Origin of the sequence: Micromonospora auratinigra, assembly GCF_900089595.1 — a bacterium.
GTDB classification, from domain to species: Bacteria; Actinomycetota; Actinomycetes; order Mycobacteriales; family Micromonosporaceae; genus Micromonospora; species Micromonospora auratinigra.
This window is the reverse complement of record NZ_LT594323.1, coordinates 1607181-1631616: the sequence shown is the minus strand read 5'-3', so window position 1 is coordinate 1631616 and position 24436 is coordinate 1607181. Positions and strand designations below refer to the sequence as shown.

The 24436-nt window shown below is 75.2% G+C and carries 27 protein-coding genes; 19 read left to right on the top strand and 8 right to left on the bottom strand.

Features of this window, described 5'->3' with window-relative positions; genetic code table 11:
- Positions 1-12: 12 nt before the first annotated feature.
- Entirely contained in the window at positions 13-348 is a 336-nt protein-coding gene (locus GA0070611_RS07240; protein ID WP_231921357.1) for a glycoside hydrolase family 15 protein, read from the bottom strand.
- Positions 349-405: 57 nt separating this feature from the next.
- On the opposite strand from GA0070611_RS07240, the gene GA0070611_RS07235 reads away from it, so the two are divergent.
- The 6 genes from GA0070611_RS07235 to GA0070611_RS07210 all read left to right on the top strand — a co-directional run bounded on the left by GA0070611_RS07235 (position 406) and on the right by GA0070611_RS07210 (position 5180).
- Positions 406-2058, top strand: coding sequence for a DUF885 domain-containing protein (locus tag GA0070611_RS07235; protein WP_091659610.1), 1653 nt, complete (start codon positions 406-408; stop codon positions 2056-2058).
- 36 nt (positions 2059-2094) lie between these two features.
- Positions 2095-2592, top strand: coding sequence for a DinB family protein (locus GA0070611_RS07230; RefSeq protein ID WP_091659607.1), 498 nt, complete (start codon positions 2095-2097; stop codon positions 2590-2592).
- An 82-nt stretch (positions 2593-2674) separates the two neighbouring features.
- On the top strand, positions 2675-3217 hold the full coding sequence (locus tag GA0070611_RS07225) for a GNAT family N-acetyltransferase (protein WP_091672598.1): 543 nt from the start codon (positions 2675-2677) through the stop codon (positions 3215-3217).
- Positions 3218-3226: 9 nt separating this feature from the next.
- Positions 3227-3862, top strand: coding sequence for a YdeI/OmpD-associated family protein (locus GA0070611_RS07220; protein ID WP_091659604.1), 636 nt, complete (start codon positions 3227-3229; stop codon positions 3860-3862).
- Positions 3863-3930: 68 nt separating this feature from the next.
- Positions 3931-4584: an MOSC domain-containing protein gene (locus GA0070611_RS07215; protein ID WP_091659601.1), complete on the top strand. Its 654-nt coding sequence runs from the start codon at positions 3931-3933 to the stop codon at positions 4582-4584.
- The gene (locus GA0070611_RS07210) at positions 4581-5180 is read left to right on the top strand and encodes a hypothetical protein (protein WP_091659597.1); all 600 of its coding nucleotides are present in this window, start codon (positions 4581-4583) and stop codon (positions 5178-5180) included. The genes GA0070611_RS07215 and GA0070611_RS07210 overlap by 4 nt, the downstream gene beginning before the upstream one ends.
- A gap of 259 nt (positions 5181-5439) precedes the next feature.
- On the opposite strand, the gene GA0070611_RS07205 is transcribed toward GA0070611_RS07210, so the two are convergent.
- From GA0070611_RS07205 to GA0070611_RS07195, 3 genes are all read right to left on the bottom strand, one after another.
- Positions 5440-5904, bottom strand: a complete 465-nt coding sequence (locus GA0070611_RS07205; protein ID WP_091659592.1) for a DIP1984 family protein — start codon at positions 5902-5904, stop codon at positions 5440-5442.
- A gap of 181 nt (positions 5905-6085) precedes the next feature.
- Positions 6086-6526 (bottom strand): DUF4395 domain-containing protein, encoded by a 441-nt coding sequence (locus tag GA0070611_RS07200; RefSeq protein ID WP_091659589.1) that lies wholly within the window; start codon positions 6524-6526, stop codon positions 6086-6088.
- Between the two features lie 115 nt (positions 6527-6641).
- Positions 6642-7088, bottom strand: coding sequence for a TlpA family protein disulfide reductase (locus GA0070611_RS07195; protein ID WP_231921356.1), 447 nt, complete (start codon positions 7086-7088; stop codon positions 6642-6644).
- 285 nt (positions 7089-7373) lie between these two features.
- On the opposite strand from GA0070611_RS07195, the gene GA0070611_RS07190 reads away from it, so the two are divergent.
- The 13 genes from GA0070611_RS07190 to GA0070611_RS07130 all read left to right on the top strand — a co-directional run bounded on the left by GA0070611_RS07190 (position 7374) and on the right by GA0070611_RS07130 (position 21802).
- Entirely contained in the window at positions 7374-8507 is a 1134-nt protein-coding gene (locus GA0070611_RS07190) for a peptidoglycan recognition protein family protein (protein ID WP_091659583.1), read from the top strand.
- Between the two features lie 127 nt (positions 8508-8634).
- Positions 8635-9048 carry a VOC family protein gene (locus tag GA0070611_RS07185; RefSeq protein WP_091659580.1) on the top strand — a complete coding sequence of 138 codons (414 nt, stop codon included), beginning with the start codon at positions 8635-8637 and terminating at the stop codon, positions 9046-9048.
- A 196-nt stretch (positions 9049-9244) separates the two neighbouring features.
- A complete protein-coding gene (locus GA0070611_RS07180; RefSeq protein ID WP_091659575.1) occupies positions 9245-12442 on the top strand; it encodes a penicillin acylase family protein in 3198 nt (1065 codons plus the stop codon).
- Positions 12443-12503: 61 nt separating this feature from the next.
- Entirely contained in the window at positions 12504-13250 is a 747-nt protein-coding gene (locus GA0070611_RS07175; RefSeq protein ID WP_091659570.1) for an ABC transporter permease, read from the top strand.
- 42 nt (positions 13251-13292) lie between these two features.
- Positions 13293-15440, top strand: coding sequence for an amylo-alpha-1,6-glucosidase (locus GA0070611_RS07170; RefSeq protein ID WP_091659565.1), 2148 nt, complete (start codon positions 13293-13295; stop codon positions 15438-15440).
- Between the two features lie 56 nt (positions 15441-15496).
- Positions 15497-16000, top strand: coding sequence for a DUF2231 domain-containing protein (locus tag GA0070611_RS07165; RefSeq protein ID WP_091659562.1), 504 nt, complete (start codon positions 15497-15499; stop codon positions 15998-16000).
- A 59-nt stretch (positions 16001-16059) separates the two neighbouring features.
- A complete protein-coding gene (gene dinB, locus GA0070611_RS07160; protein WP_091672595.1) occupies positions 16060-17247 on the top strand; it encodes a DNA polymerase IV in 1188 nt (395 codons plus the stop codon).
- Positions 17248-17265: 18 nt separating this feature from the next.
- Positions 17266-17661, top strand: a complete 396-nt coding sequence (locus GA0070611_RS07155; protein ID WP_091659559.1) for a VOC family protein — start codon at positions 17266-17268, stop codon at positions 17659-17661.
- A gap of 43 nt (positions 17662-17704) precedes the next feature.
- Positions 17705-18514: a TIGR02452 family protein gene (locus tag GA0070611_RS07150; RefSeq protein WP_091659556.1), complete on the top strand. Its 810-nt coding sequence runs from the start codon at positions 17705-17707 to the stop codon at positions 18512-18514.
- A gap of 82 nt (positions 18515-18596) precedes the next feature.
- A complete protein-coding gene (locus GA0070611_RS07145; RefSeq protein WP_091659551.1) occupies positions 18597-19520 on the top strand; it encodes a hypothetical protein in 924 nt (307 codons plus the stop codon).
- On the top strand, positions 19517-19969 hold the full coding sequence (locus GA0070611_RS07140) for an ABA4-like family protein (protein ID WP_091659547.1): 453 nt from the start codon (positions 19517-19519) through the stop codon (positions 19967-19969). Before GA0070611_RS07145 ends, GA0070611_RS07140 begins: the two co-directional genes overlap by 4 nt.
- Before the next feature lie 13 nt (positions 19970-19982).
- On the top strand, positions 19983-21179 hold the full coding sequence (locus GA0070611_RS07135; RefSeq protein WP_197675870.1) for a sensor histidine kinase: 1197 nt from the start codon (positions 19983-19985) through the stop codon (positions 21177-21179).
- Positions 21176-21802, top strand: a complete 627-nt coding sequence (locus GA0070611_RS07130; protein ID WP_091659538.1) for a response regulator — start codon at positions 21176-21178, stop codon at positions 21800-21802. The genes GA0070611_RS07135 and GA0070611_RS07130 overlap by 4 nt, the downstream gene beginning before the upstream one ends.
- A gap of 4 nt (positions 21803-21806) precedes the next feature.
- Here the strand turns inward: GA0070611_RS07130 and GA0070611_RS07125 are convergent, their stop codons facing one another.
- From GA0070611_RS07125 to GA0070611_RS07110, 4 genes are all read right to left on the bottom strand, one after another.
- Entirely contained in the window at positions 21807-22520 is a 714-nt protein-coding gene (locus tag GA0070611_RS07125) for an RraA family protein (RefSeq protein ID WP_091659533.1), read from the bottom strand.
- Between the two features lie 65 nt (positions 22521-22585).
- Entirely contained in the window at positions 22586-23128 is a 543-nt protein-coding gene (locus GA0070611_RS07120) for a hypothetical protein (RefSeq protein ID WP_091659530.1), read from the bottom strand.
- Between the two features lie 45 nt (positions 23129-23173).
- The gene (locus GA0070611_RS07115; protein WP_197675869.1) at positions 23174-23803 is read right to left on the bottom strand and encodes a maleylpyruvate isomerase family mycothiol-dependent enzyme; all 630 of its coding nucleotides are present in this window, start codon (positions 23801-23803) and stop codon (positions 23174-23176) included.
- Positions 23800-24381 (bottom strand): DUF6368 family protein, encoded by a 582-nt coding sequence (locus GA0070611_RS07110; RefSeq protein ID WP_091659526.1) that lies wholly within the window; start codon positions 24379-24381, stop codon positions 23800-23802. Before GA0070611_RS07110 ends, GA0070611_RS07115 begins: the two co-directional genes overlap by 4 nt.
- Between the last annotated feature and the right edge of the window lie 55 nt (positions 24382-24436).

Below are 24436 nucleotides of genomic sequence, written 5' to 3'. Positions count from 1 at the left end.
TAGGAGGCCGGCTCACGCCCGGGTGCGCTGCTCCGCCCGGCTGGCCGAGGTGCGGGTGCTGGCGCCGCTGAGCTGCCGCGCCGAGTTGACCAGTCCGACCAGGCTGAACGCCTGCGGGGTGTTGCCGAGCTGCCGGCCCGCCGCCGGGTCGCACTCCTCGCTGAGCAGCCCGACGTCGTTGCGCAGGTCGAGCAGGCGGGTGAAGGTGTCCTCCGCCGCCCGTACCCGGCCGGTGTTGTGCAGCGCGTCGACCGTGCCGACCACCCGGGGATCGGTCCAGGGCAGGAACCCGCCCCCGGGGATCAGCAGCAGCGCGGCGTCCAGGCCCCGGGAGCCGTAGGCGGGCACGGTCGGCGCGGTATCGAGGGGCGTCGGCGGCCGGGCCGAGCCCCTAGGCTGGCGCGCATGATCGAGGACCTCGCGGACCGGCTCCTGCGCGAGATGGCCACCCTGGACCCCTGCACCGCGGTCGTCGACGCCGGCGAGCAGGATGTCGACGGCCTCACCGACTACGGCCCGGAGGGCCACCAGGCCCGCGCCGACCTCGCCGCCCGCGCCCTGCGCGCGCTCGACGCCCTGGCCGACCCGCGGTCGGCCGTGACCCCGCTGCACGCGCACCTCGCCGAGCGGCTGCACACCCGGATCGCCTTCCACGAGGCCGGCGAGGACCTGCGCGAACTGCACGTGGCGGCCACCGGTCCGCTCCAGCTCATCCGCCAGGCGGTCGAGGCCGCGGTGCCCGGGCGCGATGTCGGGGGCGCGGCCGTCGAGGAGGGCTGGGCCCGGGTCGGCGCGCGGCTGGCCGCGATCCCCACCGCCCTGGACGGATACGCTCGCAGCCTCCTGATCGCCGCGGAGCGCGGCCAGGTGCCGGCGCGGCGTCAGGTGGAACTCGTCAGGCAACGCTGCCGCACCTGGATCGACGACGACGTCGCGCTGGTGGAGCGTTACGGCGAGGGGCCCCAGCGGGCGTCGCTGCAGGCCGCGGCCACCGGGGCCCGGGCGGCGTACCGGAAACTGGCCGAGCTGCTGGCCGCGGACCTGGCGCCGCGGGCCGTCGAGGAGGAGGCGTTCGGCCGACAGCGGTACGCCCTCTGGGTGCGCACGTTCCTGGCGGCGCAGCCCGACCTGCGCGAGCTGTACGACTGGGGCTGGGACGAGTTCCGCGCGACCGAGGCGGAGCTGGTCGCGGAGGCGAAGGCCCTGGGCGGCAGCGTGCCCGAGGTGCGCGCCCGGCTCGACCGCCCCGACGCGCCCGGCACGTTGGACAGCAGGGAGGCGTTCGCGGCCTGGCTGCAGGAGCTGTTGGCGGCCGCCGTCGCGCGGCTGGACGGCGTGCACTTCGACATCCCCGCCCCGCTGCGGCGCATCGAGTCGCGGGTGACCGTGTCGTCCGGCACCGGATACACCGGACCGTCGCGGGACCTGACGCGTCCGGGCCGGGTCTGGTGGTTCCTGCCGGAGGGTGAGACGCGCTTCCCCACCTGGTGGGCCTACAGCACCGCCTACCACGAGGGGGTGCCCGGTCATCACCTCCAGCTCGGCCACGAGGTCTGCCGGGGCGGCCTCGGGCAGCGGCTGAACCTGCTCGGCGGCCTCTCCGGCAGCCAGGAGGGCTGGGCCCTGTACGCCGAGCGGTTCATGGACGAACTCGGGTGCTACGACCAGCCGGGCGCTCGGCTGGGGTACCTGTTCCTGCGGCTGCTGCGGGCGGCCCGGGTGGTGCTCGACATCGGCCTGCACCTGCGCCTGCCGATGCGCTCCGGTGACCGGGCGGTGTGGACGCCGCAGGCCGCGCTGGAGCTGCTGCGCGAGCGCTGCCACCAGGGGCCGTACGCCTCCGGCGAGCTGGCGCGTTACCTGGGCCGGCCGGGGCAGGCGCTGGCCTACGCGGCGGGCGAACGGGTGTGGCGCGCCGGCCGTGCCGCCTTCCCGGGCGACCGGCGCGCCTTCCACCGCCACGCGCTGGAGCTGGGCTCGCTGGGCCTGGACCAGCTGGCCGCAGCCCTGCGGGGTGGCCAAGCCCTCGCCGCGGACGGCGGTGCGGGCAGCCGGTGACCACGGCGACGGGCGACGGTCTGCAATGCTTCGCCCATGCCTTCCTTCCCGCCGACCTTCGCGGACCGGGTCGTCGCGCTGCCGGCCCGGGCCCAGTTCGAGGCGTTCCTCGACGAGCACCGCGCCGCGCTCGACGGCTGCCTGGACGGGCTGACCGAGGAGCAGGCACGCCGCTCGCTGGTGGCCTCCCGGACCACCCTGCTGGGTCTGGTCAAGCACGCCACCTTCGTGGAGAGGGTCTGGTTCGACGAGGTCGTGACCGGCCGGTCGCGCGCCGAGATCGGCATCCCGGAGTCGTCGGAGGACTCGTTCGTCCTCGCCGACGACGACACGATCGCCACCGTCCGGCAGGCGCACCGCGAAGCCTGCGCCGCCTCGCGCCGGGCGACGTCGACCCTGGACCTGGACGACGTCCTGCCCGGGCACCGGCGGGGTCCCCTGCCGCTGCGGTGGGTGTACCTGCATGTGCTGCGCGAGCTGGCCCAGCACTGTGGACACGCGGACATCCTGCGCGAGCAGCTCGGCGCCGGATAGGGCGCGCCGGTCAGCTCAGGGCGTCGACGGATCCGCGGTCCCGGGCTTGCTCGGCACCGGGCCCACTGGTTGGCTGGCCGGCGTGAGTGACCTCGGAGGCGTCCCCTGGCCGCCCGCGCCGATCCGGACCGCGCGGCTCCTGCTGCGCGCGGCCGAGGCCCGGGACCGGGCGGCGTTCCTCGACCTGCTGGCGTCGCCGCAGGTGCACACCTACCTCGGTGGTCCCCGCGAGCGTGACGCGCTCGACCGCGAGCTGCCCGAGGTGCCCGAGCGGTGGCCCGGGAGCTTCGTCGTGGCCCGCGACGGGGCGATGATCGGCCAGATCCTGCTGCGGAGGGCGACCGCGCACCGTCGTCCGGCCGCCGTGGGAAAGGCCGACCTCGGCTATCTGTTCCTGCCCCGGGCGTGGGGATCCGGGTACGCCGCCGAGGCGTGCGCGGCGGCCCTCGACTGGTTCGACGGCGTCCGCCCCGGCGAGCCGGTGGTGCTGACCACCCAGACCGCCAACACCGCCTCGCTGCGCCTCGCGGCCAGGCTGGGCTTCACCGAGGTGGAACGGTTCCGGGCCTGGGACGCCGAGCAGTGGCTCGGCGTGCGGTCCCCGGTCGGCCCGGGCGGCCGGTAGCCTGTCGCCATGCCGGGTGCCGAGCTGGACGAGGTGGTCGTCGCCGACGCGGCCGCGCTGCGCGACTGGTTGTCGGCGCACCACGCCACGTCGCCCGGGGTCTGGCTGGCCCTGACGAAGAAGGGCGGCACGGTCACCACGCTGACCTGGCAGCAGGCGGTCGACGAGGCGCTCTGCTTCGGCTGGATCGACGGGCAGGCCCGGGCCCGGGACGCGGAGAGCTCCTGGATCAGGTTCACCCCGCGCCGGCCGCGCAGCTCCTGGTCGCGGCGCAACGTGGAGCACGTGGCCCGGCTGGAGGAGCAGGGTCGGATGACGCCCGCGGGCCGGGCCGCGGTCGAGGCCGCGAAGGCGGACGGACGATGGGCCGCCGCCTACGCCCCGCCGTCCGAGGCCGAGGTGCCGGACGACCTGCTCGCCGCCATTGCCGCCGAGCCCGCCGCCCAGGCCATGTTCGACGTCCTCACCAGGACCAACCGGTTCTCGCTGATCCACCGGCTCAACGCCGTCAAACGCGCGGAGACCCGCGAGCGCAAGATCCGTGAGTTCGTCGCCATGCTGGCCCGCCACGAGACACCCCACCCGCAGAAGGCCCGCCCGGCCGGCCCTCCGGCCCGACCCGTGTCCGGCGCGGACGAAGGCTGACCGGACCGCTGCGCCCCCGGACGGAAATGGGGCGGTGCGTGGCGGCGGGGCTGGTTAGGCTCCCGCAGGTGAGCAGGGTCGTGTCGATCAACCTGGCGGTGCCGGAGCCCAACCCGGCCAAGGACGTCGGGGTCACCGGCATCAACAAGCGGCCGGTCGACCGCCTGGTGCACGTGCGGGCGCCCGGGCCGAAGACGACCGGACTGCACAGTGGCCTCGTCGGCGACCAGATCTTCGACATCGCCCACCACGGCGGTGACGACCAGGCGGTCTACGCGTACGCGCGGGAGGACTACGACTGGTGGCAGGCGCGGTTGAGCCGCCCGCTCGCCGACGGGCTGTTCGGCGAGAACCTGACCACCGAGGGCGTGGACGTCAACGGCGCGGTCATCGGCGAGCGGTGGCACGTCGGCCCGCGGCTGGTGCTCCAGCCGACGTTCGGCCGGATCCCGTGCGTCACGTTCCAGCACAAGATGGGCGAGCCGCGGTGGGTGAAGACCTTCACCCGGGCGATGCGTCCGGGCGCGTACCTGCGGGTGCTGGAGCCGGGTGACATCTGGGCCGGTGACCCGGTGACGGTGCGGGACCGTCCGGCGCACGGGGTGACGATCGCGCAGGCGTTCCGGGCGTACCTGACCGAGCCGCGGCTGCTGCCCGACCTGCTGGCGCGCGACGGGCTGCCCGACGACCTGCGGGCCACGCTTGCCGAGCGGCTCCGGTGACCAGCTTCCCGGCCCAGGCGCGCCGGGTCTGCGACCGCACCCTCGCCCCGCAGCGCCGGCTGTACGCGTTGCGCGAGTGCACGCTGCACTGCGCGCCGTACGGGTTCCGGGCCACCTGGCACCACCTGGTCGTCTCCGCCGCCATCCCGCGTCGGCTCACCGACGACCTCGACGCGCTCGGGCGCGCCGCCGACGAGCTGCAACGGGCCCGCGACGTGGTGCTGCCGCGGGCAGAGGAGTACGCCGCCCGCCGGCGCCGGGAGAAGGCGACGGGCCGGCGGACCCCACCGAACCCGCCGCCCTGGAGCTCGTGGGGCTGGTCCCGGATCGCCTACTGTCCCGACCCGGAGCGCCACCCGACGGCACCGCTCGCCACGGTCGTCCGGGCGGTCCTCGAACGCTGGGCCGCCGGGGTCGACGCGGCCACCCACTGCCTGGCCTGCGGCACCGAGCGGCGTCGACCGGGCCGGGCCTGCCCGGCCTGCGGCGTCCACCCGGACGGTCCCGCCGCGCGGTGGTCGGCCCCCTCGGCGCCGGAGCGCTGGCACCGGATCTGGCGGCGCGAGCTCGACCTGGACGCCGCGCCCCACGGTTGACGACCCGGAGACCGCCCGCGACAAGCGGTTCCTGCGCCGTGCGGATGTGGAGTGCCCCTTGCCCGCCCTCGCCGTCGTGGACCTGCACGTGGTGATGCGCGGTGTGTCGTGCGCTGTTCCCGGTGCGCGGGTGCGGGGCTGCGTGATGCGTCCGGGGAGTCGAACCCCTGCGCTGCCCACCGCGCGCCAGAAAGGGTGGGCCGGCGTACAGCCGGTCCGGGTGTGCTCGCCTCCGCGACGGCTACCTGCTCCACAGTCCTCAGTCCAGCAGGTCGGCCTCCCAGTTGGCGCGCTGGATCGCCACGTCGAGTTCGCGCAGGTCGCGGGCCAGCCCGTCGGCCCGCTGCCGCAGCTGTGCCACCGGCAGCGCCGCGAGCATCCGCAACTCGGAGCGGAGCTGCCGGGCGGGCCCCCGCCCGCCCGCGGCCGCGTCGGCGGCGGCGCTGACCGCGGCGTGGCGCAGCCGCAGCACGTCACGGCGGGCGAGCGCGTCGGTGAGGGTGCCGATCCCGGGCACCGGGAACGACGAGTTGCTCCGGTTGATCCGGCGGATCAAGGTCTCCAGCCGCGCCAGCACCTCGTCGAGTTCGGCGAGGAGCTGCCCCGCGTCCTCGGCCGGCGTCTCGCCCTCCTGGTAGCGCGCGTTCGCCACGATCCGGGTCCGCAGCTGCTCGACGCGGCGCACCGCGTCGGCGCGGTCCGCCAGCGCCTCACCGAGCTTCATCCGTCGTCCTCCCCCGCGATCGAACCCGGTCGAGGATAGGCGGGCCCCCGGCCGGTTGTCAGCCCGGGCCACCGGGCCACGGGCCGCCGCGTCGTGGGCCGCCCGGGGAGGCGGCGCGGCGGCACCGCGGCGAGGATGGTCCGGATCGGTCAGCGGGTCGGGCGGGAACGACCCGAGACGGTCAGCGGGTCGGCGCGGGCACCCGGGCGGCCAGCGGCCGGCCGAGCAGCCGGCGGATCGCCAGGTAGCCGACGCAGCCGAGGCAGAGGTCGAAGGCGGCGTTGAGGAAGGCGGCGGCGAGCGCGGCGCCGGTGGCGGCCAGCCCCAGCGCCGGTACGCCGGCCAGCCAGCCGGTCGCGCCGAGGCCGGCGAAGACCAGGCCGACCAGCTGGGCGAAGCGGACCGGCGCCACCGGCTCCAGCTCGGCGGGCGGCTCCAGGCGCGGGGCCACCAGCGTCCGGTAGAGCAGGCCGTACGGCCCGAGGCGGGGGTTGGCGGCGGTGATCGCGAAGATCACGGCCTGGGCACCGACGAGCAGCCCGGAGCCGGTGGCCAGGGCGACGGCGAGGACGACGGAGGTGAGGGCGGCGGCGAACCGCGGCCCGCGGGGGTCGAGCGGCATGGGTGTTCCGTTTCGGACGAGGGGTCGGTCGGTCAGGCGGGACGGAAGGACGCACAGAGGCTCGTCGCGAGCCGGCCGTGGTCCACCACCCGCCGCCGGGTCAGCACCAGGGCGGTCACCGGGGGGCCTCGGCGAGCAGTGGGGTGAGCGCCGCCCGCAGCGCGTCGGCGGACGGTACGCCGGCCGCCCGCTGCGCCACCCGTCCGGTGGCGTCGACCACCAGCACGGTCGGGGTGCGCCAGACGTCGAGCGCGCGGGCCACGTCGAGGTGCTGCTCGACGTCGACCTCGATCAGGTGCAGGCCGGGCAGGTCGGAGCGGAGCTGCGTCAGCACCCGGCGGGTGGTCCGGCAGGGCGCGCAGACCGGGGCGGAGAACTGCACCAGGGTGACCACCCCGGGTGGTACGCCGATGCCGGCCAGCGCGGCCGCCGGGGCGGGCGCGGTGCTCGGGGCGGGACGGCGCAGCCGGCCGTCGCGGCGACGCCACCACCAGCCGAGCAGGCCGGTGCAGGCGAGGACGGCCAGCGTCACCAGGATGCCGGTTGAGCTGGGGCTCTGCACGGCACCAAGGGTGCCACACGGTGCCGGGTCCGGCGTCGCCCGTCCCGGTGCTCGGACACGGACCACCGTCGGGGCCGGCTGCCCGCTCTCCCGGCCCGGGGCGGCGCACCGGCCGGGCGGCCGGTGCGCATCGATCCGGCTCAGCCTCTGGCGCTCGCCCGTCGCTGGCAATATCCTCCACAACACGCGCGGTTTCTGGAGGTCCTTTTCAGGGCGTCCGCCCGGGCCGCCGCCCGTTCCCGCGTGCCGCCGTGGGCCGCTGCGACCGGCCACAGAGGAGATGACATGCACTTCGACCACCCCGAGCTGGACCGCCGTACGCTGCTGCGGGCCGGACTCGGCGCCGCCGCTGTCGCCGTCGTCGGGAGCGAGCTCGCCCTCCCGGCCGCCGCGCAGGCCGCGCCGGGCGCCGACCTCGACTGGATCATCAGCTGCGACGAGTGGGGCGCCCGGCCGCCGGCCGACCCGCTGTCGATCAGCGCGATCGCCACCAACAAGATCATCGTGCACCACATGGCGTTCCCGAACGTCACGGACTACTCCGAGGAGCACGCCAAGCAGCTCGCCCGCGACTGCCAGGACCTGCACCTGGACGTCAACCACTGGTCGGACACCGGCCAGCACTTCACGGTCAGCCGGGGCGGGTACGTGATGGAGGGCCGGCACGGCAGCCTGGAGCGGCTGGAGGCCGGCGACCGGCAGATGATCTCGGCGCACTGCCCGGGCGAGAACGGCCGGGCCATCGGCATCGAGAACGAGGGCACGTACGTCACCGAGACGCCGCCGCAGGAGCTGCTGGCCGCCCTGACCAAGCTCTGCACCACGATCTGCGAGCAGTACGGCCTGCACGCGCACGACATCTTCGGCCACTGGGACTTCCGGTCCACCCAGTGCCCCGGCGCGATGTTCTACCGGGAGTTCCCGGCGCTGCGACGCGCCGTCTTCGCCAAGCTCGGCACCGACCTGGCCGACGTGCCGGCCCGCCGTTGGCCCGACATCTGGCGTTTCGTCGGCGGCCCGGTGGTGAAGGTCGCGCAGTACCTGCTCACCTTCCGCGGCTACACCGTGCCGGTCACCGGGGTCTTCGACGCCGCCACCGTGGCCGCGGTGCAGGACTGGCAGGCCCGCAACGGGATCCCGGTCGACGTCGACGCCACCCTGACCGCGCCGACCTGGGAGACGCTCGCGCCGGAGCTGGAGAAGGACGCCACCGGCATCCCGGTGACCGCCGTGCAGTTCATGCTCAACTCCAAGGGCTACGCGGACGTCGCCCTCACCGGCGAGTACGACTGGGTGACCAAGAAGGCCCTGCAGGACCTGCAGCGCCTGCACGGCCTGGAGCCCAACGGCAAGGTCAGCACCACCACCTGGTGCGCCCTGGTGGGCGGTGTGGTGCGCCAGTCGTTCCAGAAGGACTGACGGCGTACCGGCGGGGAGAGCGGTGGGGGTGTCAACGGCGCCACCTCCACCGCGCCCCCGGGCCCCGCGCCTCGTTGTCCATCCGGGACCGGGCATCCCGCCCGGGCCGTGGACGCGAGGAGCCGACGTGGGTTCGAGACTCAACCCGTACCTGAGCTTCCGGGGTGACGCCCGGGCGGCGATGGAGTTCTACCGCGACGTCTTCGGCGGGGAGTTGCAGCTGATGACGTTCGGCGAGATGGGCGGCGCGGAGCCGGCGCTGGCCGAGCAGATCATGCACGGGCTGCTGCGCACCGACCGGGGCTACGTGATCATGGGGTCCGACGCGCCGCCGGGGATGGAGCTGCACCCGGGCGACAACGTGTCGCTGATCCTCAACGGCGACAACGCCGACGAGCTGACCCGCTGTTTCGGCCGCCTCAGCGAGGGCGGCAGCGTCTCCGTGGCGCTGGAGAAGCAGATGTGGGGCGACGTGTACGGCGCCTGCGTCGACCGCTTCGGGACACACTGGATGGTCAACATCAGCCAGTCCTGGGACTGATCCGGGCGGAAAGTCGGCATTCGCGGGTGGTGAACGGCATCTATCCCGTGGCATGGAACGCCATCGATCATTACCCGGAGGTAGATATGAGTGATTCTCACCTCCGGGTGTGACGCCCGGGCGCGGAGGGCGAGAGGTCGGTACCTGGCCGCCGGGCGTCGGACCGGCCCGACTCCGCACCCCCGGAGGATCCGCCATGACCCGTACCACCACCCGTGCCCGGCTCGCGGTGCTGACCGCGGCCCTCACCGCGGCGGCGAGCGCCCTGACGGTCGTTCCACCGTCACCGGCGCTCGCCGCCACCACGTTCGCCGCCAACGACTACTGCCTCGGCCAGTGCGCCGACATCCTGCCGCCGGGCGAGAACGGCAACGCCACCCTCGCCGGCATCCTCGCCCACCAGGCCCTCGGCACCCGCCCCGCGCACTCCAGCGACCAGCTCGACGAGTACGCCAACCTGGTCTACGGCTACGCCGGGCTGACCGACGAGCAGATCGCGCAGTTCTACAACGACGCCTCCTTCGGCGTCCCCGACGCCCTGGTGGAGAGCCGGATCCAGCCCCGCGCCGACGTGACCATCGTGCGGGACAAGGCCACCGGCGTACCGCACGTCACCGGCACCACCCGCGCCGGCACCATGTTCGGCGCCGGCTACGCCGGGGCGCAGGACCGGCTCTGGGTGATGGACCTGCTGCGCCACGTCGGCCGGGGCACCCTCACCTCGTTCGCCGGTGGCGCGCCCGGCAACCGCGACCTCGAACAGAGCGTCTGGGCCAACTCGCCGTACACGGAGGCCGACCTGCAGGCGCAGGTGGACGCGCTGCGCCTCAAGGGCGCCCGGGGCCAGCAGCTCTACACCGACGTCGGGGACTACATCGCCGGCGTCAACGCCTACATCGACAAGTCGATCGCCGACGACAACTACCCCGGCGAGTACGTGCTGACCGGCGCCGGCAAGCCGACCCACTTCACCATGACCGACCTGATCGCCACCGCCGGCGTGGTCGGCGGCCTCTTCGGCGGCGGCGGTGGCTCGGAGATCCAGTCCGCGCTCGTCCGCATCGCCGCCCGGGCCAAGTACGGCACCACCACCGGTGACCAGGTGTGGCAGGCGTTCCGCCAGCAGAACGACCCGGAGACCGTGCTGACCCTGCACGACGGGCAGAGCTTCCCGTACGGCGGGGCGGCCGCCAACGCGCCCAGCGTGGCGCTGCCCGACGCCGGCACCGTCGCCGCCGAGCCGCTGGTCTACAACCGGACCGGCTCCGCCGGCGCCGCCGCCCTCAGCAGCGGCGGCAGCAAGACGACCGAGGGCCTGCTCAGCGGGCTCGCCGGGCTGAAGTCGCACGGCATGTCCAACGCGGTGGTGGTCTCCGGCCGGCACACCACCAGCGGCAACCCGGTGGCCGTGTTCGGCCCGCAGACCGGCTACTTCGCCCCGCAACTGCTCATGCTCCAGGAGTTGCAGGGCCCCGGGGTCAGCGCCCGCGGCGCCGCCTTCGCCGGGCTGAACCTCTACGTGCTGCTCGGGCGGGGCCAGGACTACGCGTGGAGCGCCACCTCCGCGAGCCAGGATCTCACCGACACGTACGCGGTGCCGCTGTGCACCACCGACGGCAGCGCCCCGACCCTGCAGTCCAGCCGCTACCTCTACCACGGCCAGTGCCTGGCCATGGAGGTGCTGGAGCACACCAACTCCTGGTCGCCGACGCTCGCCGACTCCACCCCGGCCGGCTCGTACACGCTGCGCGCACTGCGCACGAAGTACGGCCTGGTCTCGCACCGGGGCCTGGTGAACGGGCAGCCGGTGGCCTTCACGAAGCTGCGCTCGACGTACCGGCACGAGGCCGACTCGGCGATCGGCTTCCAGGCGTACAACGACCCGGCGGCGATGGGCTCGGCGGCGGCGTTCCAGCAGTCCGCGGCCGACGTCGGGTACGCGTTCAACTGGTTCTACGTCAACTCCACCGAGGCGGCGTACTACAACTCCGGACTGAACCCGGTACGCGCGGGCGGGGCCGACCCGAACCTGCCGCAGAAGGCGGACGCCGCGTACGAGTGGGCGAGCTGGAACCCGGACACCAACACCGCCGGCTACACCCCGCCCGCCGCCCACCCGCAGTCGGTCAACCAGGACTACTACGTCAGCTGGAACAACAAGCAGGCCAAGGACTACGGCGCCGCCGACGGCAACTTCAGTTTCGGCTCGGTGCACCGGGGTGACCTGCTCGACGGGCGGGTGCGCGCGGCGATCGCCCAGGGCAAGCTGGACCGGGCCGGGGTGGTCCGGATCATGGCCGACGCGGCCGTCACCGACCTGCGCGGCGAGCAGGTGCTCGGCAACCTGCTGCGGGTGCTGACCAGCCAGCCGGTCACCGACCCGGCGCTGGCCGACGCGGTCGCGAAACTCCAGGCGTGGCGGCAGGCCGGCGCACGCCGGGTCGAGACCGCTCCCGGCTCGAAGGTCTACCAGCACGCCGACGCGATCCGGATCTTCGACGCCTGGTGGCCGCTGCTGGCGTCCGCCGAGTTCCGCCCCGGCCTGGGCCCGGACCTCTACGCCGCCCTCGTCGACGCCATCGAGGTCAACGAGGCGCCCTCGGGCGGGCAGAACGGCGGCCGCGACGGCACCGCCGTCTGGGCGTTGCAGGGCCAGCCGCACAAGGGCTCGTCGTTCCAGTACGGCTGGTGGGGGTACGTCGACAAGGACATCCGGGCCGTGCTCGGCGACCCGGTGGCGGGCGGCCTCGGCCGCACGTACTGCGGCAACGGCAGCCTCGGCGGGTGCCGGCAGGCGCTGCTGGACGCCCTCGGCCAGGCGGCCGCCGTACCGGCCACCACGGTCTACCCCGGCGACGCGAAGTGCGGGGCCGGTGACCAGTGGTGCGCCGACGCCATCGCCCAGTCCGGGTTGGGTGGCATCACCCACCCGCTGATCGGCTGGCAGAACCGGCCCACCTACCAGCAGGTCGTCTCCTTCCCGGCGCACCGGGGCGACGACGTGGGCAACCTCGCCCAGGGTCGCCCGGCGAACGCCTCCAGCACCCAGTTCCTCACCAGCTACACCCCGGACAAAGCGGTCGACGGCAGCCTGGGCAGCCGGTGGGCCAGCTCGTACAACGACAACCAGTGGATCCGGGTCGACCTCGGTGCGGCGCGCGGCGTCGGCCGGGTCGTGCTGCGCTGGGAGTCCGCCTACGCCACCGGGTACCGGATCGAGGTCTCCGGCGACGGCAGCACCTGGACGCCGGTGTTCGCCACCACCGTCGGCAACGGCGGCGTGGACCTGGTGACCTTCGCCCCGACCACCGCCCGCTACGTGCGGATGTACGGGGTCAAGCGGGCCACCTCGTACGGCTTCTCGCTCTACGAGTTCGAGGTCTACGGCCGGTGATCGGCGGGCCGGCCGGCGGGTACCCACCCGCCGGCCGGCCACCGCCGCATACCCTCACCGGATGAGCGGTGGCACGGTGGCGATCGGCCCGGCGCTTGCCGTCACCCTCGGCGCGCTCACCGTGGCCGGGGCGGCGGTGCTGCGGCTGAGCGGGCTGGGCCGGGCCCGGAGCGTGCTCACCGCCGCCGCCCGGGCCACCGTCCAGCTCGGCGCCGTGTCCCTGGTCATCGTCGCGGTGCTGCGGGCCTGGTGGAGCAGCGTGCTGTTCGTGCTGCTGATGTACGTGGTCGCGAGCGTCACCGCGACCCGCCGGATCGGGCCCGGCTGCCCGCGCCGGCTCGCCCCGCTGGCGATCGCCGCCGGGGTGGCGCCGAGCCTGGGCGTACTCCTGGCCGGCCGGGCGCTGCCGGCGACGCCGCTGGTGGTGCTGCCCACGGCGGGCATCCTGATCGGCGGGGCGATGACCGCGACCAGCCTCGCCGGCCGGCGTACCCTCGACGAGCTGCGCGCCCGGCACGGCGAGTACGAGGCGGGCCTGGCCCTGGGGCTGCTGCCCCGCGACGCCGCGCTGGAGATCTGCCGGCCCGCCGCCGGGCAGGCGCTCGTCCCGGCCCTGGACCAGACCCGCACGGTCGGGCTGGTCACCCTGCCGGGCGCGTTCGTCGGGGTGCTGCTCGGCGGGGCCGGCCCGGTCCGGGCCGGCGCCACCCAGTTGCTGATCCTGGTGACGTTGCTGGCCGTGGAGACGGTGGCGATCGCGCTGGCCGTGGAGCTGGTAGCCCGAGACCGGGCCCACCGTCACCCGTGAGTCACGGCGTGTAGCGGGGCGGCAAAGGGGTACAGGCCGCCGATGACCGCGGTGCGCAACCTACGCGTCCGGCCCGACCTGCTCTATCTGGCGAGCGGGTGGAGCACGCTGGTCACCGACGTACGCGGGCGGATCGCCGGTACCGACCCGCACGGCTTCTTCGTCGACAACACCCGGGTGCTCAGCCGGGAACGGATCACCGTCGACGGCCGGGAGCCGGTCCCGTTCAGCACGGCGAACGTGAGCGGGCACGCCCAGCTCTCGTACGCGGAGTTGGGTGACGGCGAGCAGCTGCCGTCGCGGGCCGCGTACCTGATGACCGAACGGTTCGTCGGTCCCGGGCTGCGGACCCGGCTCACCGTGGCCAGCTACGCCGCGCGGCCACTGCGGTTCGCGCTGGAGATCCGCGTCGAGGCGGACTTCGCCGACACCAGCGAGGCGGAGACCGGCCGCCGGCTGCAGCACGGTGACGTCGACGCCCGCTGGGACCCGGCGACGGGTGAACTGCGCCTGAGCTACCTGCGCGCGGAGCTGGACCGGTCGGTCGCGGTCCGGATCCGGGCCGACCCCCCGGTGACGTACGCCGACGGCGCGTTCCGGGTCGACCTCGCGGTGCCACCGGGCGGCAGCGCCCGGGTCGAGCTGCTTGTGGAGCCGGTCTTCGACGGGGCACGACGAGCCGCTCCCCCGCCGGTGTTCACCGAGCCCGACGATCCCGCCGCCCGGGCCCGGGTCCGGCTCGCCGCCGAGCTGGCGGGGTTGAGCAGCAGCAACTTCGACGTGACGGCGGCCTGGCGGTGCGCCGTGGAGGACCTGGCCGTGCTACCGCTCGGCGAGCCGGCCGGGCCGGCCGCGCCGATGGCCGGGCTTCCCATCTACCAGGAGATCTTCGGGCGGGACACGATGACCGCCTCCTGGCAGGCACTGCTGGCCGGTCCCACCATGCTGGCCGACAGCCTGCGGCTCAACGCCCACCACCTCGGTCAGCGGCTGGACGACTGGCGCGACGAGGAGCCGGGCGAGCCGCTGCACGAGGCCCGCCGGGGACCGGTCTCCGCGCTCGGGCTCAACCCGTTCACCGGGTACTACGGCGACTGGTCCACAGCACCGGACTTCCTGGTCTTCCTCGGGCAGTACCTGGCCTGGACCGGCGACCTGGACACCGTGCGCGACCTGCTGCCCACGGCCCGGCGGGCGCTGGGTTGGATCGAGCGGTACGGCGACCCCGACGGGGACGGCTTCCTGGAGTACCACTGCCGGTCCCGGGCAGGGCTGAAGAACCAGGGCTGGAAGGACTCCGACACGGCGATCGTGGACGAGGACGGTCGGGTGGTGCCGAACCCGATCGCCACCAGCGAACTGCAGGGCTACTGGTACGCGGCGTTGCGGCACGCGGCCGTCGTGTTCACGGTGACCGGCCATCCGGCGCGCGGCGCGGCCCTGCTCGTCCGGGCCCGGGCGCTGCGGCGACGCTTCCACCGGGCGTACTGGCTGCCCGAGCGGGGCTGCTACGCGATGGCGCTCGGGCCGGACAAGCGGCCGGTGCGCTCCACCAACTCCAACGACGGGCACCTGCTGACCACTGGCATCGTGCCGGCCCGGGTGGCCGCGCGGGTCGCCGACCGGCTGCTCGCCCCCGACATGTTCAGCGGCTGGGGGGTGCGGACGCTCTCGGCCGACCACCCGGCGTACAACCCGTTCAGCTACCACCGGGGCAGCGTGTGGCCGGTGGAGGCCGGCACCGTCGGCCTGGGGCTGGCCCGGTACGGCTGCTGGGCCCACCTGCACCGGCTGGCCGAGGGGATGTTCGCCGCGGCGGCGCTCTTCGACGGGCACCGGCTGCCCGAGGTGCTCAGCGGGCTCCCGCGCGACCCGGCCCACCCCTTTCCGGGCGTCTACCCGAACTCGTGCTCCCCGCAGGCCTGGTCGGCCAGTGCGGTCATCGCCCTGGTCCAGGCGCTGCTGGCGCTGCGGCCGGCGGCCCCGCTGCGCACCGTCTTCGTCGACCCCCATCTGCCCGAGTGGCTGCCCGACCTGCGGCTGGAGGGTGTCCGGGTGGGCGGTGCCACCGTCGACCTGACCGTGCGGCGGCGACGCGGCGGGCGGGCCACGGTGACCGCGCGCGGTGACCGGCTGGCGATCGTCCGCCGCGCCCCGCACCAGGCGATCTCCGTCAGCGCCCAGGTGTAGTCCGGTCGGGACGGGGAACCCCGGGCCGGCCTGGGGGCGGAGAACAGGAGAACGGCATGGAGAGTCGCGCGAAGGCGATGGGGCACGGAATCCACCCCATCCTGATCGTGTTCCCCCTCGGGCTGCTGGCCACCTCGGTGATCTTCGACATCCTGTACCTGGTCACCGACCGGGCGGGGTTCCAGATCTCCGCCGCGTACACGATGGGGGCCGGCATCGTCGGTGGCCTGGTCGCCGCCGTGTTCGGCCTGATCGACTGGAGCGCCATCCCGGCGGGAACGCGGGCCAAGCGGGTCGGCGCGGCGCACGGCCTCGGCAACGTCGTGGTGCTGGTGCTGTTCGCGGTGAGCTGGCTGGCGCGTCGCGCCGCCGACAACTGGGACCCGAACGCCCTGGCGCTGATCTGCGGCTTCGCCGGCATCGTCCTGGCCGGCGTGACCGGCTGGCTCGGCGGTGAGCTGGTCGAGCGGCTCGGGGTGAGCGTGAGCGACGGGGCGGGGGTCGACGCGCCGAGTTCGCTGCGCCGCTCCCCCGGCCGGCCCGGCACCCGGGGTGTCTGAACCGGCAGTTCCGTGCAGGTCAGCCTCCATGTGTCGAACAGGTGTGCGAAGATGTGCCGGTGTCCACCGACGCCACGATCCTGCACGCCGACCTGGACGCGTTCTACGCCTCGGTCGAGCAGCGCGACGACCCGCGGCTGCGCGGCCGGCCGGTGATCGTCGGCGGCGGGGTGGTGCTGGCCGCCAGCTACGAGGCGAAGGCGCGCGGGGTGCACAGCGCGATGGGCGGCCGGCAGGCCCGCCGACTCTGCCCGGACGCGGTGGTGGTGCCGCCGCGGATGGCCGCGTACACGGCGGCGAGCCGGGCGGTGTTCGAGATCTTCCGGCGGACCACCCCGCTGGTGGAGGGACTCTCCATCGACGAGGCGTTCCTCGACGTCGGCGGCCTGCGCCGTCTGGTCGGGCCACCCGCCGACATCGCCGCGACCCTGCGCCGCACGGTACGCGAGCAGGTCGGGCTGCCGATCACCGTCGGCGTGGCCCGGACGAAGTTCCTCGCCAAGGTGGCCAGCGGGGTCGCCAAGCCCGACGGTCTGCTGGTCGTGCCCCCGCAGCGGGAGCTGGCCTTCCTGCACCCGCTGCCGGTGGAGCGGCTGTGGGGCGTCGGGCCGGTGACCGCGGCGAAGCTGCGGGAACGGGGCCTGCGGACCGTCGGACAGGTGGCCCGGCTCGACGAGCCCACCCTGGTGTCGCTGCTCGGCGCGGGCTCGGGCCGGCACCTGCACGCCCTCGCGCACAACCGGGACCCCCGCGCGGTGCAGGTCGGGCGACGCCGCTCCTCGATGGGCGCCCAGCACGCCCTCGGCGCCGGCCCGCACTCCCCCGACACGCTCGACGCGGTGCTGGCCGGGCTGGTCGACCGGGTGGCCGGCCGGCTGCGGGCCGCCCGCCGCACGGGTCGCACGGTCACCCTGCGGCTGCGCTTCGGCGACTACACCCGGGCCACCCGGGCGCACACCCTCGGCCGGGCCACCGCGCAGACCGGCCCGCTGCTCGGCGCGGCGCGCGCGCTGCTGCGGGCGGCCCGGCCGGAGCTGGTGGACCGGGGCGTCACCCTGATCGGCGTGGCGGTGGGCAACCTCGACGACGGGCACGTGCAGCTGACCCTGCCCTTCACCCGCGACCCGGGCCCCGACCTGGACGCGGCCGTCGACCAGGTGCGGGACCGGTTCGGCGCGACGGCGCTGACCCGGGCGGCGCTGCTCGGCCGTGGGCCGGGGACGGAGGCCCCCCGCCTGCCGGACTGATCGACTACGGTTGCGCAGATGCCCCTGTTCCGCACCCCGCAGGTGATCCTGTTCAGCGAGGACGTGGCCCGGGCGGCCGGCTTCTACACCGGGCTCGGCTTCACCGAGGCGTTCCGGGTGCCGGCCGAGGGGGATCCGATCCACGTCGACCTCACCCTCGACGGCTACCGGATCGGCATCGCGTCGGTGGCGTCCACCCGGGACGACCACGGCCTCGACCCGGTCCCGTGCGGGCAACGCGCGGCGGTGGTGCTCTGGACCGACGACGTCGTCGACGCGTACGACCGGCTGACCGGGCAGGGCGCGCCGGCCATCGCCGCCCCGCACCGCTGGCTCGACCGGTTGCTGATCGCCTGGACCGCCGACCCGGACGGCAACCCGGTCCAGCTCGTGCAGCACCTGCCGGCCGGTTAATCCACTCGTCCGGCGACGAGGGCTGCCGCACAATCGGCGGATCATGAGCACCCGACTACGGGCCATCGCCCGCGACACCCTGGCCATCCTGGACGCCGGCCACTACGTCAACACCCACGGCGAGACCGTGCAGCTGGCCGAGTCGGCCCACGCGGCGGTCGCCGGCACCCGGCTGCACCTGCCCGACGACCCGATCACCACGCCACCGGCCGGCGGCCCGCCACCCGTGGTCGAGGTGACCGGCGAGAGCACCCTGCTGGCGGCCCGCCGCCTCGCCACCGACGGGGAGGTCGCCGCGCTGGTCTTCGCCTCGGCGAAGAACCCGGGCGGCGGCTTCCGCACCGGCGCGCAGGCGCAGGAGGAGAGCGTCGCCCGGGCCTCCGCGCTCTTCCCGTGCCTGACCGCCGTGCCGCAGTACTACGAGTTCCACCGGGAGCAGCGGGACCTGCTCTACAGCGACCGGGTGATCCACTCGCCCCGGGTGCCGGTGTTCCGCGACGACAAGGGCCGGCTGCTCGACGGCGTACACCTGGTGTCGATGTTGACCTGCGCCGCGCCGAACCGCGGCGCGGTGGCACGCAACCAGCCGCAGGACGCCGACCGGGTGGGACCGGCGCTGCGGGACCGGGCCCGCCGGGTGCTGGCCGTGGCCGCCGGGCACGGCCACCGACGGTTGGTGCTGGGCGCCTGGGGCTGCGGCGTGTTCCGCAACGACCCGGCGGAGGTGGCCGACGCGTTCGCGCTCGCCCTGGCCGAGGCGGCGGGCTGGTTCGACCAGGTCACCTTCGCGGTGCTGGACCGCGCCGACGGGCCCACCCGGGCGGCGTTCGCCGCGCGCCTCCTCCCCCGGTAGGAGGCGCCGCTCCGACCGCCGGCCGCAACCGGGGCCGCTGGTCGGGCGCTCGCGGGCGGCGGCGCCCCCAGCATCTACAGGCATGACGACCACACTGCGCCGGGCGGCACACTGGCACCGCCCCCTGATGCTCCTCGTCGCCGCGATGGCGGGCCTCGCCGTCGTCTCGGCGATCGGCCTGCTGGCCGACCCCCGCGTGCTGACCGGCGCGCCGATCTGGCTCAAGCCGCTGAAGTTCGCCGTCTCCTTCGTGCTGTACGGCACCACGCTGGCCTGGATGCTCTCCCTGCTGCCGCGCCGCAGTCGGGTCGCCGGGTGGGCGGCCACGGTCGTGGTGGCGATGGCGGTGGTGGAGATGGCGGTGATCGTCGGGCAGGTGCTGCGCGGCACCACCAGCCACTTCAACGACAGCACGCCGCTGAACGCGGCCCTGTTCCAGGTGATGGGCCTGGCGGTGATGGTGCTCTTCACGGCGCATCTCGTGCTCGCCGTCGCCGTGCTCCGCCGGCCGCTCGCCGACCGGCCCGCCCGCTACGCGGTGGGTCTCGGCCTCGGCCTGACCCTGCTGGGCATGCTGGCGGCGGTCCCGATGACGCTGCCCGGCGCGCAGCTGGGGCTGGCCGGGGTCGGTGGCGCGCACAGCGTCGGCGTACCGGACGGAGGGCCGGGGCTGCCGCTGGTCGGGTGGAGCACCACCGGTGGGGACCTGCGGATCGGGCACTTCGTGGGGCTGCACGCCCTGCAGGCGCTGCCGCTGCTGGCGATCCTGCTGTCGCGCTGGGCCGGCCGGCTGGACCAGCGCACCCGGGTACGGCTGCTTCTCGTCGCCGGGGCGGCGTACGGGTCGCTCACCGTCGGACTCACCTGGCAGGCGTTGCGCGGCCAGCCGCTGCTGCGGCCCGACGCGCTCACCCTCGCCGTGGCAGCCGTGCTGCTGCTCGGCACCGTGACCGCCGCCGGCCTGGTGCTGGCGCGCCGCCGCCCGGACCTGGCGCTGGTCGCATGACCGGGGTGCTGTTCGGCCTGACGTTCGCGCTCGCCGCGCCGTTCTGGGCGCTGATGATCCTGGCGCCGCGCTGGTCGTGGACCGCCCGGATCGTCGGTTCGCCGCTGATCGTGGCCCCGGTCCTGGCGATCTACGCGCTGCTGGTGCTGCCCGCGCTGGGCACGGTGCTGCCGGCGGTGCTGGCGCCGAACCTGACCGGGCTGCGCGACCTGCTCGGCAGCGCCGACGGGGCGGCCGCGGCCTGGGCCCACATGATCGCGTTCGACCTGTTCGTCGGGCGGTGGGCGTGGCGGGACGCCCGGCAGCGGCGGGTCCCGGCGCTGGTCGTCTCGCCGCTGCTGGTGCTGACCATCCTGCTCGGGCCGCTCGGGCTGGCCGCCTACCTCGCCGTACGCCCGCGATGGGACCGGCCGGCGGACCCGGCCGGCGGACCCGAGCATCTAGGCTGAGCCGGTGGGGTGGATGGGGCGGCTGTTCGACGCGCGCGACACCCTGGCGCGGATGCTGCTGCTGGACCTGAGCGGCCTCGGTTACCTGCTCTTCGCCACCCAGGAGCGGCCGCCGACCGCCGCCCAGTGGCTGCTGGCCCTGGCCGCGTTCGCGGTGGCGCTGGCGCTGCACCGCCGCTTCCTGGCCAATCTGCTCACCCAGAGCGCGCTGCTGGCCGTCGCCCTGCACCTGCTCGACGACACGACGATCAACCAGGTCGGGGCCAGCTACGCGCTGCTGGAGCTGACCATGTGGGCCCGCTCGCCCCGGCTGATCTGGCTGGCCGCCGGCCTGGTGGCGGTGGTCGACCTGACCGACTCGATCGGTGATCCGCCGGCCCGGGTGGCCTCGGGCCTGTTCGGACTGACCGTGCAGGTCGGCCTGCCGCTGCTGCTCGGCCTGGTCATCCGTACCACCCGGGAGTTGGGCCGGCAGGCCGAGGAGCGGGCCGCCGCCGAGCGGCGACGGCACGAGTCGGAGCGGCGCGCCGACCGGGCCGACGAGCGCAGCGCGATCGCCCGCGAGCTGCACGACGTGGTGGCGCACCACGTGGCGTCGATGGTGCTGCGGGTGGGGGTGGCCCGGCACGTGCTGACCGACCTGGATCCCCGGGTCAGCGCGGTCTTCGACGACGTGCACGCCACCGGCACCTCGGCCCTGACGGACCTGCGCCGGCTGGTGGCGGTGCTGCGCGACCCCGAGGGGGTACGCGGCGACGCGGCGCTGACCGCGATCGAGCCGACCGCGCTGCCGGCGGCGCTGGACGCGGCGGTGGACCGGGCCCGCCAGGCCGGGATCACCGTGGAGGCGGACGTCGACGCCGCCGTGGGCACCCTCGACGCGGTCCGCGGCATGGCGGTGCTGCGGCTGACCCAGGAGGCGCTGACCAACGTGGCCAAGCACGCCGGCACTTCGGCCCGGGCCCGACTGACCGTGGCGGTACGCGACGGCGCGGTGCACTGGGAGGTCTACGACGACGGTCGCGGCCAGGTGCCGGCGGCGGTGCCGTCGGCCGGTGGGCACGGCATCACCGGGATGCGGGAACGGGTCGAGGTCCTCGGCGGAGAGCTGCGGGCCGGGCCGACCGACGCCGGGTGGCGGGTCGCCACGGTGCTGCCGGCCACGGTCCCCTCGTCCGCGCCGCAGCAGCGCGACGCGGGGCCGGCGTGATCCGGGTGCTGCTGGTCGACGACCAGCACCTGATCCGGGCGGGGCTGCGGATGCTCTGCGACGCCCAGCCCGACATCGAGGTGGTCGGCGAGGCCGACAACGGCCGGGAGGCGATCGTCCTGGCGGTGCGGCTGCGGCCCGACGTGGTGGTGATGGACCTGCGGATGCCGGGGGTGGACGGGATCACCGCGACCAGCCGGGTGCTGGCCGACCGGCCCGCCACCCGGGTGCTGGTGCTCACCACGTTCGGCGACGACGACCACCTCTATCCGGCGTTGACCGCCGGCGCGTGCGGGTTCCTGCTCAAGGACGCGCCGCCGGACGACCTGCTCGACGGGATCCGCCGGGCCGCCGGTGGCGAGAGCCCGTTCAGCCAGGAGGTGCTGCGCCGGCTGGTGCAGCGGGCCGTGCACGCCCGGGCCGAGACGCCCCGACCGGTCGACGGGTTGACCGCCCGCGAGCGGGACGTGCTGAACCTGGTGGCGGAGGGACTGTCCAACACCGAGATCGCCGAGCGGCTGCACATCGGCGTGACCACCGTGAAGACCCACATCACCAGCCTGATGACCAAGACCGACAGCCCGAACCGGGTACGCCTGGCCCTCTACGCCCGGGGCGGCTGACGGCTCACTCCTCGATCGCGCCGCCCACCGAACGCAGGTGCGCGCGGAAGGTCAGCGTCGGCTGTGCGGCGCGGGCGGCCAGGTAGCCGGCGAAGCCCACCTGGGCGCGCAGCGACGTGCCGGCCCGGATCCGCTCGGCCTGGCGCCGTTCGGTGTCCCGGATCGACTCCGCCAGGTCGAGCAGCTCCCCCGCCCGTGGTGCCGGGACGAGCAGCACCCCGTCCTCGTCGGCCAGCGCGACGTCGTCGGGGCCGACGGTCCAGTCGCCGACCCGGGCCGAGGTCAGCGCCTCGGCGGGGCGGGGGTCGAGGCGCTGCGGGCCGGTGGGGGTGGCGCCGAGGCTGAACACCGGCAGCCCGACCGCGCGGATGTCGACGGTGTCGCGGTGCAGTCCCCACACCACCAGACCGGCGATGCCGGCGGCCTGCGCCTCCAGCACCACCAGGTCCCCCACGCACGCCTCGTCGGTGCGTCCTGCGTTGTCCACCACCAGCACGTCCCCGGGGGCGGCGTGTTCGATCGCCTCCAGGAAGACGTCGACGCTGCCGACGTGCCGGGTGGGCAGCACCCGGCCGGCGAGCCGACCGCCGGGGAGCACCGGCCGCAGCTCGGCCGGGGCGCAGCGCACCGGCACGCCGGCGCGCAGGCAGGCGTCGGCGACGTGGGCGGTGGTCAGGGCGTCGAAACGCCGGCGCAGGTGCTCCGCGTCGATGGTCATGGCGAGACGGTAACCAGCCGGACCGGCGGGTGGGAGCGGCCAGTTGCGGGTCGGTGGCCTGCGGTTCAGCTCGGTGACGGCTGCGGGGACGCGTTCGCCTGCTCGCGCAGCCGCTCTTGCAGCCGCTCCTCGGCGGCCTGGTCGGGGCCGGTGAAGGCGGCGTCGCGCAGGCGGGCCGGGAAGATCCGGCGGATGTCGGGCTCGTGGTCCGCGCCGTCGCCGGGAACCTGGTACGTGACCGGCGGGCCGGGGCGCAGGGCGACCGGCACCGCCTCGCCGGGCAGGTCGTCGAGGCTCGTCGTGGCGGCCCGGTCGGCCGGCGGCAGCCAGGTGCAGTTGGCCCAGGTGTAGATGGTCTCGACCTGCGCCACCGTCTCGGCGTCGGGCGGGGCGGCCCCGAACACGGTGGCCACGCAGACCGGATGCCAGCCCGGCTCCCGGGTCACCTCGGTGCGGAAGGTCGGGTCGTGTTCGAGGAGCTCCACGGCGCGCGCGGCGAGCTGGTCGCGCAGCGGGCCGGGCAGGTCGTCCCCGGGCTGCGGTGCGCAGGCCACGGTGGCGACGGCGAGCAGCGGGACCGCCAGCAGGGCGATCGGTCGGGGCGTCACGGACCGGACGGTAGCCGACGCGGCCGACCGGTGTGGCCCCGTCGGTCAGCGGCCGGCGAACACCGCCGCGCCGTCGCCGGAGAGGTCGGCCAGCGCCGCCCGCCGCCCGGTCAGCGCCAGCAGCAGCGCCCCGGCCGAACCCCGTACCAGCGGCCCTTCCCCGGCGGACCAACCCAGGTCGGTGGCCTCGAAGCGCAGCCCGGCGAGCCGGCGTCGGTCGACGAAGCCGATGGCCCGACCGCCGAGCAGGAAGTCCAGCGACACCCGGGCCCGCTGCGGATCCAGGTCGGCCGGCAGGCCGAGCGGGTGCCGGATGTCCTGCCCGTGCACCTGCAGGTCGGTGAGCTGCCCGTAATAGCCGACCACGGGCGGCCGGAACGGGTGCTCGGCGTGCCGGCGCAGCGCCGCCGCCAGCTCCGCCGTCGGTCGCCGGCCGACCTCCCGGGCCAGCCGGGCGTTCGCCGCGTGCAGCCGGAACCCGGAGCGCACGACGAGCGAGGCCAGCCGCCACGGTGAGCCGACCAGCGGCGACACCAGGTGCCCGAGGACGTCGCGTACCGTCCATTCGCCACAGAGGCTCGGGGTGGCGAGCTGCTCGGGGGTGAGGGTGTCGACCAGGTCGGCGGTGCGGCGCCGCTCCGCGGCGATCATCGCCAGCAGCTCAGAGTTGTTCACGTGACCATTCTGAACCAGCGGTGCCGCAGCCAGTGGGTCAGGAACTCCGCGTCCCCGACGTGGTAGGCCCAGCGTTCGCCGGCCGCCGTCGGGTACGGCACCTCGATCAGCCGCCCGGGCATCGCGGCGGCGGCCGCGCGCAGCCGGTCCCGCCGCTGGGCGGGGTCACCGTGGGCCGGGTCGTGGTCGGGACCGGTGAGCGGCAGCAGCCCGTCGAAGTCGACCTGCCGGCCGTGGCGGCGGGCGAGGGCGAGCACCAGGTGGCCCAGCACCACGTGCGCGTCGGCGGTGTTGACCGCGGCGGCGACGACCAGCTGGGTGACCGGCGGGTGGCCGAGGTGCCGGGTCAGCACGGCGGCCTCCCCGGCGGCCTCGCCCTCCCACGGCTCGGCCCAGACGTCGAACGGTCCGGACCCGTGGAGCGGGGCGGGCAGGTCGAGCAGCGTCGGGTCGGCCGGCCACCACTGCTGGTAGGTGTCGTCGTAGCGGCCCACCTCGGCCAGCCAGCCGCGCAGCGCCCGGCGGTCGTCCGCGGTGAACTCCGCCGGCAGCAGCACACTCGCGGTCGGGCCGGCCATCGGGCCAGTCTGCCACCGGCCCGCCGGGCCCGCCGTCCCGCGCCCGGCCCGGGTC